Below are 12,382 nucleotides of genomic sequence, written 5' to 3'. Positions count from 1 at the left end.
TGCGGGTCGGGCGTGCGGGAACCTTGCGGCCGCCGCCGGCTGCCGGGTCGGGGACGGGACACGGAGAGCCCTCCCCGGGTGGGAGGTGGAGTGGTGCCGGCATGCACGGTCGAGACATCAGACGTTAGAGTTTCCATTGTGTAACGTCAATGCTCTGCTGGGGACTTCTGTGAGTGACGGGGGCGGTCGGTTGGCTGCCGCGGCACTCGTGCCGTGGTGCCAGACGTCCTACCAATTGCCGCGCCCGGTCGGACGGCCCCGGCCCGGCGTCATGCCGCAGGTGACGGCGGGCCCCGCACCCGTTCCCGCCGTGGCCCCTCCCGATCCGATCGAGCGTGCGCCGATGCCGCCCCGGACGGCCGCGCTCCCCGGATCTAAGAGATTTCCCATCTGCATTGGCCAGCATCGATTCCGATCGCCGCGCAGGGCGGCCGGTCAGAACAGGAGCGGCCCATGTCCGTACGACAGTCCACCGACGACACCGCCACCTACCCGGTCGACGTCCTTCCCGCCGGGCGAGACGGCCGGCGGGGAGCCCTGCTGGACCACCTCCCACCGCGCGAGCGGCGGCTGTTCCACCGGTTCGGCCAGGGCCCCCGGGTGCCCGCCCCCGACCTGCGCATCCACCAGGCGTTCGCCAGGTGGGCCGCCGCCACCCCGGACGCCGTCGCCGCCGAGCACCTCGGGGAACGGATCGGCTACCGCGAACTGGACCGCCAGGCCAACCGGCTCGCCGCCCACCTCGTCGCCCTCGGCGTGCGCACCGGCGACACCGTGGGCGTGTTCACCAGCCGGTCCCTGCCGATGCTGGTCGGCATCCTGGCCACCCTCAAGGCCGGGGCGGCCTACGTCCCGCAGGACGTGCGGATCGCCCCCGCCACGCAGTTGCGCCAGGTCGCCTCGACCGCCCGCTGCCGGGTGCTGCTGACCACGGCGGCGACCCTGGACGCGGTGCCGACGCCACCCGGTGTGCCCCGGCTCGCGGTCGACCGGCTGATGGCCGAGCCGCTGCCACCCGGCGGGCATCTCACCGCCCCCGTCCCGGACCGCCCGGTACGCGCCGACGACGGCTGCTACGTGCTGTTCACCTCCGGCACCACGGGCACCCCCAACGGCGTCACCGTCACCCACGGCAACGTGGCCAACATCCTGCTGACCAGCCCCGGCGACCTGGGGATACGACCGGGACGCACGGTCGCCCAACTGCTCAACGTCGCCTTCGACATGGCCGCCTGGGAGATCCTCGGCTGCCTCGCCAACGGCGGCACCCTGCTCGTGCGCGACCGGGACCTCACCGCCACCGCCGCCCGCGCCGACGTGCTGGTCGCCACCCCGTCGGTGCTCGGCCGGATCGACCCGGACCGGTGCGCCGGGGTGCGGGTGGTCGCGGTGGCGGGGGAGCCCTGCCCGCGTCCGCTGGCCGACCGGTGGGCCGCCGGCCGGGTCTTCTACAACTGCTGCGGGCCGACCGAGACCACCATCGTCAACACCATGCACCGGCACCGCCCGGGCGCGCCCCTGACCATCGGCCGGCCGACCCCGAACAACACCGTCTACGTCCTCGACGCCGACGGACGGCCCTGCCGCATCGGCGAGGTCGGCGAGATGTGGGCCGGTGGCGACTGCGTCTCCGCCGGCTACCTGGACAACGACGCGCTCAACACCGAGCGGTACGCCCCGGACCCGTTCCTCGGCGGCGGCCGGCTGATGTTCCGTACCCGCGACCGGGGCCGCTGGCGCGCGGACGGGGAACTGGAGCATCTCGGCCGCACCGACGACCAGGTGAAGGTCCGGGGTTTCCGGGTGGAACTGGACGCGGTCTCCACCGTGCTGGAGACGGTGCCGGGCTGCCGGCGCGCGGTCACCCTCCGGGTCACCGACCGGGATCTGGTCTCCTTCGTCGCCCCCGCGGAGCTGGACCCGCAGCGGTGCCGGGAGACGGTGGCCGCCGCGCTGCCCTACTACTGCGTGCCGGCGGCCGTGCACCCGCTGCCGGAACTGCCGATGACCGGCCGGGGTAAGGTCGACCGGGACGCGCTGCACCGGCTCGCCCTCGACCTGCGGTGGCAGTGGGCCCACGTCGAGGAGGCGGCGGCGTGACCACCACCGGTCTGCGACCCGCGGCGACACCACCGCGCACCGGCCCGGCGGACGCCCCCGTGCTTCCCCCGCCGGTGTCGACGCTGCGTCGGATCCTGGCCCAGCCCCGGTTCATGCACCACCACCGGCTCGTCGCGGCGGTGCTCGCCGCCAACGCCGCGCTGCTGGCGTACGGGCTGGCCGCCGGCTGGTGGCGCGGTCCCGGGGCCGCCGACGCGCTGGGCGCAGCCGCGCTGGCGAACGTCGCGTTGGCCGTGCTGATCCGCCAGCAGTACGTGATCAACCTGCTGTTCTGGCTGGCCACCCGGGCACCCGTCCGGTGGCCGCTGCGGGTGCGGGCCACTCTGGGCAAGGTCTACCACTTCGGTGGGCTGCACGTCGGCGCGGCGCTGGCCGGCACCGCCTGGTTCCTCGCCCAGCTCGGTGCGCTGACCGCGCGTGGCGGCCCGGTGGGGGCGCTGGTCACCGGGTACGCGGCGGCCGCCCTGCTGCTGGCCGTCGTCGGCACCGCGCTGCCACCGGTGCGGTCCCGCCGGCACGACCTGTTCGAACGCACCCACCGCCTCGGCGGCTGGGCGGCCCTGCTGCTGCTCTGGGCGCAGGCCGGTTTCCTGGCCGGCGGGCCGGTCGCGCTGGCCACCTCCGCGCAGGGCGTGGTGCTCGCGGTGCTGACCGTCAGCATCGCCCTGCCCTGGCTGCGGCTGCGCCGGGTGCCGGTGGTGGTCGACCGCCCCTCGTCGCACGTGGCGCTGGTCCACTTCGACCACGGGGTGACGCCGTTCCCCGGCTCGTCCACCGCGATCAGTCGCAGCCCGCTGTGGGAGTGGCACTCCTTCGCCAACGTGCCGGCACCCGGCCGCAGCGGGTTCCGGCTGACCGTCAGCCGGGCCGGCGACTGGACCGGCCGGTTCGTCGACGACCCGCCGCGCCGGGTCTGGGTGAAGGGGATCAGCACCGCCGGGGTGGCCAACATCGAGACCCTGTTCCGGCGGGTGCTGTACGTGGCGACCGGCAGCGGGATCGGCCCGGTGCTGCCGCACCTGCTGGCCGGGCAGGTGCCGGCGCACCTGGTCTGGGTGGCCCGCCGGCACCGGGAGACCTTCGGCGACGACCTGGTCGACGAGATCCTCGCCCACCAGCCCGACGCGCTGCTGTGGGACACCGCCCGCGACGGCAAGCCCGACATGCTGCGGCTGGCCTGGCAGGCGTGCCGCCGCTACGACGCCGAGGCGGTCATCTGCATCTCGAACCGTCCACTGACCTGGCAGGTGGTGCGGGGCATGGAGGAACGCGGGGTGCCCGCGTACGGCGCGATCTGGGATTCCTGACGACATGGAGGCGACGATGAGGATCACCGTGGAGAAGGACGACCGAGTGGTCACGGTGCGGCTGTGCCGGCCCGAGGCGCGCAACGCGCTGGACACGGCGCTGCTGACCGAGCTGGTCGAGACGCTGCGCCCGCTCGACCGCGACCCGGGGGTGGGCTGCTTCGTGCTCACCGGTTCCGACGAGGTCTTCGCGGCCGGGGCGGACATCCGGGAGATGGCCGGGAAGTCCTTCCTGGACGTGGCGCTGGACGACCACTTCGCCGGCTGGGACGCGTTCGCCGCGCTGCGGACCCCGAAGATCGCGGCGGTGGCCGGCTACGCCCTCGGCGGCGGCTGCGAGCTGGCGATGATGTGCGACCTGATCTTCGCGGCGGACAACGCCCGGTTCGGGCAGCCGGAGCTGCGGCTGGGGGTGATGCCCGGCATCGGCGGCACCCAGCGGCTGACCCGGCTGGTCGGCGCGGCGCGGGCGATGGACTTGGTGCTCACCGGGCGGCAGCTCGACGCCGCCGAGGCGCACCGGTACGGCCTGGTGTCCCGGGTGGTGCCGACGCACCTGCTGCTGGCCGAGGCGAAGGCCGCGGCGGCGGTGGTGGCCGGGCACCCGAGGCTCGCGACGATGCTGGCCCGGGAGGCCGTCCGGCAGGCCGAGGAGGTCGGCGTGCACGCCGGGGTGCTGTTCGAACGGCGGGCCTTCCACGCCCTGTTCGCCACCGAGGACCGACGCGAGGGGATGGCCGCCTTCCTGGAGAAACGCCCGGCCCGCTTCGTGGGCCGCTGAGCCACCCGCCGCCCGGGGCCCGTCGGGGTCCCGGGCGGCCGGCTCACAGCGCGCCGATCTGGTAGCCGAGGCCGTGCACGGTGCGCACCACCCGGTCGCCGAGCTTGCGGCGCAGGTAGTGCACGTACGTGTCGACCAGCGCCTCGGTGCGGTCCGCGCCGAACACCCGGCCGCGCAGCTGGCTGCGGCTGTGCACCATCCGGGGTTGGCTGGCGAGCAGCCGGATCAGCTCGAACTCCCGGCCGCTGAGCGTCACCTCCCGCCCGTCGGGCAGCCGTACCCCGCGCTGGGCCAGGTCGAGCTGCCCGGCCCCGATGGGGATCAGTTCGGCCCCGTCGAAGCGGCGTCGGGTCAGCGCCCGGACCCGGGCCATCAACTCGGTCACCTCGAACGGTTTGGGCAGGTAGTCGTCGGCACCCGCGTCGAGCCCCCGGATGCGCTCGTCGAGGTCGCCGAGCGCGCTGAGCATCAGCACCCGGGCGGCGACGGAGCACCGCCGCAGCCGGACGAGCAGGTCGACCCCGTCGATCGCCGGCAGCCGCCGGTCCAACATGATCACCTGGTAGGGGCCACGCAGCGCCAGGTGCAGGCCCCGCTGGCCGTCGCGGGCCAGATCGATCAGGTACCCCGCCCGGCGGAACAGCTCGACCAGCATGTCGGCCAGTTCCGCGTCGTCCTCGACGAGGAGCAACGGGCCGTGCGCCGGGGGTGACGGGTCGGTCATCCGTTCATGGTCGCACCGAAACGGCAGAACATTGACAGGTGGAATTTCTCGCCGGTCAGAATCTGCTGGTCGCGCGTTCCCCGCCCGTCCGCTCCCGGCCCGCCCACCGGCAGAAGGGCCACCGGCCACCGACCGGGTCGCCGTCCGTCGGTGGATCACCGGCCCGCCTCCCGCCGGACACCGGCAGCCGTACGGTGAAGGTGGCGCCCGCCCCGGGCCGGCCGGTGGCGCTGATCGTGCCGCCGTGCGCGGTGACCACCTCGCGGACCAGCGCCAGCCCGAGCCCGGCCCGGCGGTCTCCGGCGTCGGGGCCCCGGTGGAACCGGTCGAAGATCCGGCCGGCGTGCCGGGGGTCGAATCCCCGGCCGGAGTCGCTGACCACCAGCTCGACCCGGTCCGCGCCCGCCGGGCGTAACCGCACCTGCACCCGTCCGCCGGCCGGGGTGTGGTGCAGGGCGTTCGCCAGCAGCTCCGCCACCACCCGGCGTAGCGCGGGCCCGACGCCGTCCACCGGCACCTGATGGTCCGCGCCGGTCACCCCGAGCGTCACCCCGAGGGCGGCGGCGCGCGGCGCGTCGGCCCCGATCGCCTCGACGACGAGCGCGGCGAGGTCGACAGTGGCCGGCGGCCGGGTCAGCGCCGCCGGATCGGCCAGCCGGGCCGACAGGAGCAACTCGTCGACGATCTCCCCGAGCCGTCGGGTGGTGTGCAGCAGCCGGTCCAGATCCTGCCGGTCCGTGTCGTGCGCCGCGCCGGTCGTGCGCTGGGCCAGCAACTGGGCCGCCGTGTGCACCCGGGTGATCGGGGCCCGCAGTTCGTGGCTGGCGTCGGCGACGAAGCGGCGTTGCCGGTCGAGCGCCTCGGTCAACGGCAGCACCGCCCGGCGACGCAGCCGCAGGTCGGTCGCGGTCGCCGCGACCAGGACGGCCAGCGCGGCGGTCGACACCGCCCACAGCAGGTAGCGCCGTTCGGCGAGTTGGAAGCGGGCGTCGAAGACCACCTGGACGACCTCGCCGTCGCGCAGCTGGGTCCGCACGTGGTAGACGGTGCCGTTGCGGGCGACCTGCCCGACCTGGGGCCGGCCGGTGCGGGCCACGGCGTGGATCGCCCCGTGCTCCGGGAACCCGGCCGGTGGCGCGCCGCCGTGCCCGGTGTCGCTCGCGCCGCCGAAGATCCAGGTGCAGCCGGACGGGTCGGCCGGGCGGCCGTGCACCATCGCCCAGTCCAGCTCGTGGCGGATCCTGGCCTGCTGGACGTGCACCAGGGCGGCGTAGCCGACGCCGCCGGCCAGCGCCAGCAGGGCGACGACCAGCAGCCCGACGGCCAGCCCGGTACGCGGCCGGGCGTGGGTCGCCGGCCGGGTCCGGCCGGTCAGTGGCACCGCGCCGCCGCCGCGTGCCCGTGGACGCGACCTCGTCCGCCTGCCCGGCCACCGACCCGCATCCATCGAAGATGACACATCGCGCACCGGATCGGAAGGGATCACCGTCGCCTCCCGGATGCCGGGCCGGCCCGGCGTTCCCCGGGCCGGGGACGCGAGGAGTGAACGTTAACACCCGGCCGGGAAGGTTGACCCGGCAACGGATCGTGCCCGCTGGTGGCGAGGTGGGCGGGTGCCCGGGCGCGACCCTTGAGCCACCCGAAACCCTCTGGTAACATCGCCGGATCTGAATGGAACCCCTGCCGGTCCGTTCGCCCCCACCAAACCGATCATGAGAGGTTCGACCCGTACCGGTCGATGTGAGCGTTCACAATCACCGGTCCGCCCCGTTTCGACCACGGAGCGTGGGTCGGTCAGACCACCTGAGGCCCTCGGCGACCACGTCACCGGGGGCCGCCGCGCAGGGGCCACCCGTCCCCATGAAGGAGCACCCCCATGCACCTCCCGGCTGAACATCCCGGCCCGACTCTCCGTCGTCCCGGCCGTCGGCGCTGGCTGCTGTCGGCGGCCACCGCACTCGTGACCGCCCTGAGCGGCGGTGCCGTCGTCGCGGCCACCGCGACGGAGGCCGCCGCCGCCACGATCGACACCAGCGCCTCGTACGTGCTGGTCAACCGCAACAGCGGCAAGGCCCTCGACGTCTACAACCTGGCCACCAACGACGGGGCCCGGATCACCCAGTGGACCCGCAACGACGGCAGCCAGCAGCAGTGGCAGTTCGTCGACTCCGGCGGCGGCTACTACCGGCTGAAGTCGAAGCTGTCCGGCAAGGTGCTCGACGTCTACAACTGGTCGACCGCCGACGGCGGGGCGATCGTACAGTGGACCGACAACAACGCGGCCAACCAGCAGTTCAGCATCCAGGACATCGACGGCTACATCCAGCTGATCAACCACAACAGCGGCCGGGCCGTCGAGGTGCAGGGCGCGTCCACCGCCGACGGCGGCAACATCGTGCAGTACGCCGACTGGAACGGCACCAACCAGCAGTGGCAGCTCGTCAAGGTCGGTGGCACCACCACCCCGCCGCCCACGACCCCGCCGCCGAGCGGCAACTGCACGCTGCCGTCGACGTACCGGTGGTCGTCGACGGGTCCGCTGGCCACCCCGAAGTCGGGCTGGGTGTCGCTGAAGGACTTCACGGTCGCCCCGTACAACGGCAAGCAGCTCGTCTACGCCACCACGCACGACTTCGGCAACTCGTGGGGGTCGATGAACTTCGGCCTGTTCACGAACTGGTCGGAGATGGCCTCGGCGTCGCAGAACACCATGAGCCAGGGCACCGTGGCGCCGTCGCTGTTCTACTTCGCGCCGAAGAACATCTGGGTGCTCGCCTACCAGTGGGGCGGGGCGGCGTTCTCGTACCGTACGTCGACCGACCCGACCAACCCGAACGGGTGGGGCCCGGCCCAGACCATGTTCACCGGCAGCATCTCCGGCTCCGGCACCGGCCCGATCGACCATACGCTGATCGCCGACAGCCAGAACATGTACCTGTTCTTCGCCGGCGACAACGGCAAGATCTACCGGGCCAGCATGCCGATCGGGAACTTCCCCGGCAACTTCGGCTCCAACTACACGACCATCATGAGCGACACCTCGGAAAACCTGTTCGAGGCGCCGCAGGTCTACAAGGTCGCGGGCCAGAACCAGTACCTGATGATCGTCGAGGCCAGGACCAGCTCCTGGGAGCGCTACTTCCGCTCGTTCACCGCGACCAGCCTGAGCGGCACCTGGACGCCGAACGCAGCGACCTACAACAACCCGTTCGCGGGCAAGGTCAACAGCGGTGCCACCTGGACCAACGACATCAGCCACGGTGAACTGCTGCGCACCAGCGCCGACCAGACCATGACCATCGACCCGTGCAACCTGCAACTGCTCTACCAGGGCCGTTCGCCCAGCTCCGACGGCGTGGACTACGGCCTGCTGCCCTACCGGCCGGGCCTGCTCACCCGGCAGCGCTGAGGACGTGCCGCCGGACCTCGCAGATTCCTGAGGTCGGGGGTGGCCCGGGACAGACCGGGCCGTCGGACCACCTGAACGGCATGTGCACCACCGATCGGCAGGGCCCGCACCTCGGGCCCTGCCGATCACCGTCTCCGCGCCGGGGCCCGGCGCTGCCCGGGCGGTCCCGGGGAGCCGGCTGGCGGCGGCCCGTCCCGTCGCGCGGCGGCGATCCGGCGTCCCGCTGATCATCGCGCCGGCCCGGACCGGGACGGCCCCCTGCCACCCCGTATGGCGGGGTGGCGACGCGACCGGAGAGGGCCGGCTCCGACATCCGGAGCCGGCCCTCTGGGCCCACCGCCGTCGCGACGGCGACGGGTGGGGCGTCACACCTGGGTGAACCGCCACTGCTGGTTGCTGGCACCGTGGCAGGTCCACTGCAACAGCCGCGCGCCGTCGGTGGTGGCCCCACCGTTGACGTCCAGGCAGAGCCCGCTCTGCACGTTACGCACCGTGTAGACCCCGGCGGTCGTGGTCGCCGTCGCGGTGAACTTCTGCTGGTTGCCGTTGTTGCAGGTGGCCTGCTGCAGGAACGCACCGGTCGCGGTGGAACCGCCGATCACCTCGGCGCACTTGTTGCTGTGTACCGCCTTGAGGTAGACCGCCCCGTTACCGGCGTCCACGGCCTGCCACTTCTGGTTGTTGCCGCCGGTGGCCGCCCACTGGGTGAGCTGCGCGCCGTCGGCGGTGGAGACGCCGCTGACGTCCATCAGCTTGCCGCTGTGCAGCGCGGTGAGCGTCCAGGTCTTCCCCGCCACCCCGGTGCCGGTCCCGGTGCCGGGCTGGCCGACCCCGTTGCCGCCGAAGGTGTGTGAGTCGAGGTCGAACCAGTTGTTCGTGCTGCCCTTGAACACCAGGTAGAGCGGGTGCGTGCCGGACAATGCGGCCACGTTCACCGGCGCGGTGGACTGGTAGTTGTCCCAGCCACCGGTGCTCGGCACCGGCGTGGTGGCCAGCAGCGTGCCGGTCGGCGAGTCGGCGCGCAGCTCGATGGTGCCGCCACCGGACGGCGACGACAGCCGGTAGCTGACCGTCGAGATGCCCGTCAGGCTCATCGGGGTGAACGCGATCCAGTCGTTGTTGGAGATGTCACCGACCCGCTTGGTGCTCTCCGCGCCGGCCTGGTCGACGACCCGGATGCCGGACTGGCTGCTGAAGTACTCGGCCTGCTTGTGCTTGGGTTGCAGGATCGCCTGCGCGGTGCCGGTGAGCGGGGACGCCCCGCCCGGGCCGCCGCTGTCGGTGTAGCGGGCGTTGAGCACGTAGAACAGGTTCGCGCCGTCGGGGTGCCCGCCGAGCAGGTCGGTGGAGATGGTGCCCGAGCAGCCCGGGTACTCGGTGGTCTCGTGGGCGTGGTCGTCGTGACCGAGCGCCGGGTTGACGACCACCTTCGTGCAGTCGACCGTGCCGCCGTCCGGGTCGGTGACGCTGATCTGGTACGACACCTTGTCCCCGAAGGTGAGCATGCCGCCGTTGGCCGGGGTGGTGATGGTGACCACCGGCGCGGTGTTGCCGACGGTGATCTGGACGTTGGCGAAGCCTGTCTTGCCGGTGTTGTCGGTGACCTTCAACTGCGCCGTGTAGTTGCCGTTGCCGGTGTAGACGTGCGACGGGTTGGCCGCCGTCGAGGTGGTGCCGTCCCCGAACGTCCACTGGTAGCTCAGCGTGTTGCCCGGGTCCGGGTCGGCCGTGCCGGCGCTGCTGAACTGGACGGTGAGCGGGGCGAGGCCGCTGGTGGGCGTCCCGGCGGCCTTGGCGATGGGCGACCGGCCGCCCTGGACGTAGTCGATCCGGTAGAGCCCGGAGTCGCTGTTGCCGCCACCGAAGTTGGTGCCCCACTCCAGCACGTAGAGCGAGCCGTCCTTGCCGAACTCCAGGTCCATCGGCTTGTTGAACCGGGTGTTGGGCAGGAACGCGTTGGTGCGGGTCACCGCCGTCGCGGAGTCGAAGTGCACCTCCTTGAGGTAGCTGCGCGACCACTCGTAGAAGAAGTGCACGCCGTCGTAGTAGGGCGGGAACTTGGTGGCCGACGGGTTCGCCGGGTCGTAGCGGTAGACCGGGCCGCCCATCGGGCCGGAGCCGCCGGAGCCCAGCTCCGGGAAGTTGGGCGAGGTGCCGTAGCCGTACCACATGTTGGGGGCGACGATCGGCTTCAGGCTGGTCAGGCCGGTGTTGTTGGGGGAGTTGTTGACCGGGGCGTTGCAGTTGAACTTGGCGCCGACCACGCCGGTGTCCGGGTTGTACGGCGCGTAGGGCTGGTTGTCGCCGTGGCAGAACGGCCACCCGTAGTTGCCGGGCGACTTGATCACGTTGAGTTCGACCAGGCCCTCGGGGCCCCGGTTGGTGGTGGGCGGGTTACGGTCCGGCCCGTAGTCGGCCAGGTAGACCCAGCCGTTGCTCGGGTCGATCGAGAACCGGAACGGGTTGCGGAAGCCCATCGCGTAGATCTCCGGCCGGGTCTGCGCCGTACCCTGGGGGTAGAGGTTGCCGGTCGGGACGGTGTAGCCGCCGCTGTCCGACGGGCGGATGCGCAGCAGCTTGCCCCGCAGGTCGTTGGTGTTGCCGGCGCTGCGGGCGGCGTCGAGGTTGGACTTGCCCGAGCGCCAGTCCAGCGGCGCGTAGCCCTGCCAGTTGGGGTCGAGGTTCGGCGGGGTGTCGTCACCGGTGCCGATGTAGAGGTTGCCGTCCGGGCCGAAGTCGATGTAACCGCCGGTGTGGCCGGGCTCGGGGAAGGTGCGGTCCCGGTACGCCGGGATGTCGATGATCCGGGCCTCGGTGGACAGGCTGAGGGTGTCGCCGGACAGCGTGTAGCGGGAGACGCGGTTGACGTCGGTGCTGCTGCTCGCCGGTGAGTGGTAGAGGTACACGTACCCGTTGGTGGCGAAGTTCGGGTCCAGCGCCATACCGGTGAGACCGTCCTCGCCGCCGGTGTAGACGCTCAGCGTGGCGGCGGTCACCGTGCTGTTGGTGGCCGGCTTGAAGATCTTGACCTGGCCGCCGCGCTGGACGTACATGACCCGGCCGTCGGGCAGCACGGCCAGGGCCATCGGGTCGACCGTGTTGTCGTCCAGGGTGCGCTTCTCGAAGTTGCCCCACACGGTGCCGCCGCAGTCGCCTGGCAGGTTGCCGGCGGCCCACTTCACGCCGCCGAGGACGTGGTTGCGGAAGTTCGTCTCGCTGTAGGAGTCGATCGCGTGGCCCATCGCGGTGGCCCACACCCGCCCGCCGGCCGCGGTGCGGCACCAGGAGATCGGGTGGTCCGGGCCCATCGCCCGGGACCCCGGGTTGTACGTCCGCTCGTCGGCGGTCACCAGCACGTGCACGTTGCCGCGCGGGTTGGTGTCGAAGTTGTACCACTCCTCGCTGCGGTTCCACCGGTCCGGCAGGCCCGTCGTCGACGGGTGCTGCTTGTCGGCGACGATGGCGGTGCCGGGCAGCACGCCGGGGGAGTGCTCGGGCATGTGGGTGCCGCCGTTGAGGGTCTGGTCCCACCACGGGTACTCGCCCTCGATGCCCATGTCCAGGGCGTTGTGGATGCCGACGATGCCCTTGCCGCTGGCGAGGTAGCCCTCCACGGCCTGCCGCTGGGCCGCCGAGGTCCAGACCATGCCGGAGGTCTGGAACATGATGATCACGTCGAAGGTGGCGAGGTTGGCCGCGGTGAAGACGCTGGAGTCCTCGGTCTGCACCAGCTCGAAGTTGTTCGCCGCCGCCTGCTGCTGGAACATGCTGATCCCGGCGGGGATCGAGTCGTGCCGGTAGCCCACCGTCTTGGTGAACAGCAGGGCGCGGAAGGCGGGGGCCGCCGACGCGGGTGGTGCGAGGCCGAGTGACAGTAACAGCCCGGTGATCATGCCGATGAGCAACGTGGTGCGACGCATGCCGTCTCCTAGGTGTCGGCGGGAACTTCCGGTGGTGACCACGGGCCGCCCGCGCGTCCGGTGGACGCCGGGACGCGCGGGCGGGCACGGGCGTGCTGCCCGGGGTCGGCGTGCCGTCCG

Annotated in this window: 7 protein-coding genes; 4 read left to right on the top strand and 3 right to left on the bottom strand. The window is 72.4% G+C overall.

Going from position 1 to position 12,382, the window contains the following annotated elements; translation table 11 throughout:
* Nucleotides 1-453 precede the first annotated feature (453 nt).
* Genes Q2K16_RS08285 through Q2K16_RS08275 form a run of 3 tightly spaced genes read left to right on the top strand, consistent with a single transcriptional unit; the run spans nucleotide 454 to nucleotide 4,209 of the window.
* Nucleotides 454-2,100 carry an amino acid adenylation domain-containing protein gene (locus Q2K16_RS08285; RefSeq protein ID WP_302744528.1) on the top strand — a complete coding sequence of 549 codons (1,647 nt, stop codon included), beginning with the start codon at nucleotides 454-456 and terminating at the stop codon, nucleotides 2,098-2,100.
* Nucleotides 2,097-3,428: a ferredoxin reductase domain-containing protein gene (locus Q2K16_RS08280; RefSeq protein ID WP_489671862.1), complete on the top strand. Its 1,332-nt coding sequence runs from the start codon at nucleotides 2,097-2,099 to the stop codon at nucleotides 3,426-3,428. The genes Q2K16_RS08285 and Q2K16_RS08280 overlap by 4 nt, the downstream gene beginning before the upstream one ends.
* A 16-nt stretch (nucleotides 3,429-3,444) precedes the next feature.
* Nucleotides 3,445-4,209: an enoyl-CoA hydratase-related protein gene (locus Q2K16_RS08275; protein ID WP_302744527.1), complete on the top strand. Its 765-nt coding sequence runs from the start codon at nucleotides 3,445-3,447 to the stop codon at nucleotides 4,207-4,209.
* Nucleotides 4,210-4,252: 43 nt separating this feature from the next.
* Here Q2K16_RS08275 and Q2K16_RS08270 read toward each other — a convergent pair whose 3' ends face one another.
* Both Q2K16_RS08270 and Q2K16_RS08265 read right to left on the bottom strand, forming a co-directional pair.
* Nucleotides 4,253-4,933 carry a response regulator transcription factor gene (locus Q2K16_RS08270; RefSeq protein ID WP_302744526.1) on the bottom strand — a complete coding sequence of 227 codons (681 nt, stop codon included), beginning with the start codon at nucleotides 4,931-4,933 and terminating at the stop codon, nucleotides 4,253-4,255.
* A gap of 55 nt (nucleotides 4,934-4,988) precedes the next feature.
* Nucleotides 4,989-6,314 (bottom strand): sensor histidine kinase, encoded by a 1,326-nt coding sequence (locus Q2K16_RS08265; RefSeq protein WP_302744525.1) that lies wholly within the window; start codon nucleotides 6,312-6,314, stop codon nucleotides 4,989-4,991.
* A 495-nt stretch (nucleotides 6,315-6,809) separates the two neighbouring features.
* Here Q2K16_RS08265 and Q2K16_RS08260 point away from each other — a divergent pair, with 495 nt between their 5' ends.
* Complete coding sequence (locus tag Q2K16_RS08260; RefSeq protein WP_302744524.1) at nucleotides 6,810-8,342, top strand: non-reducing end alpha-L-arabinofuranosidase family hydrolase; 1,533 nt, start codon at nucleotides 6,810-6,812, stop codon at nucleotides 8,340-8,342.
* A gap of 365 nt (nucleotides 8,343-8,707) precedes the next feature.
* Here the strand turns inward: Q2K16_RS08260 and Q2K16_RS08255 are convergent, their stop codons facing one another.
* Nucleotides 8,708-12,262, bottom strand: a complete 3,555-nt coding sequence (locus Q2K16_RS08255; protein WP_302744523.1) for a ThuA domain-containing protein — start codon at nucleotides 12,260-12,262, stop codon at nucleotides 8,708-8,710.
* Nucleotides 12,263-12,382 lie beyond the last annotated feature (120 nt).

The organism is Micromonospora cynarisoli, from assembly GCF_030518815.1.
GTDB classification, from domain to species: domain Bacteria; phylum Actinomycetota; class Actinomycetes; order Mycobacteriales; family Micromonosporaceae; genus Micromonospora; species Micromonospora wenchangensis.
The sequence above is the reverse complement of the archived record's forward strand: the minus strand, read 5'-3'. Positions and strand labels throughout refer to the sequence as shown.

Bases quoted from the DNA above. Each gene is read 5' to 3' on its own strand.
- Q2K16_RS08285 (WP_302744528.1), top strand. From the start codon at position 454: ATGTCCGTACGACAGTCCACCGACGACACCGCCACCTACCCGGTCGAC.
- Q2K16_RS08275 (WP_302744527.1), top strand. From the start codon at position 3,445: ATGAGGATCACCGTGGAGAAGGACGACCGAGTGGTCACGGTGCGGCTG.
- Q2K16_RS08270 (WP_302744526.1), bottom strand. From the start codon at position 4,933: ATGACCGACCCGTCACCCCCGGCGCACGGCCCGTTGCTCCTCGTCGAG.
- Q2K16_RS08260 (WP_302744524.1), top strand. From the start codon at position 6,810: ATGCACCTCCCGGCTGAACATCCCGGCCCGACTCTCCGTCGTCCCGGC.
- Q2K16_RS08255 (WP_302744523.1), bottom strand. From the start codon at position 12,262: ATGCGTCGCACCACGTTGCTCATCGGCATGATCACCGGGCTGTTACTG.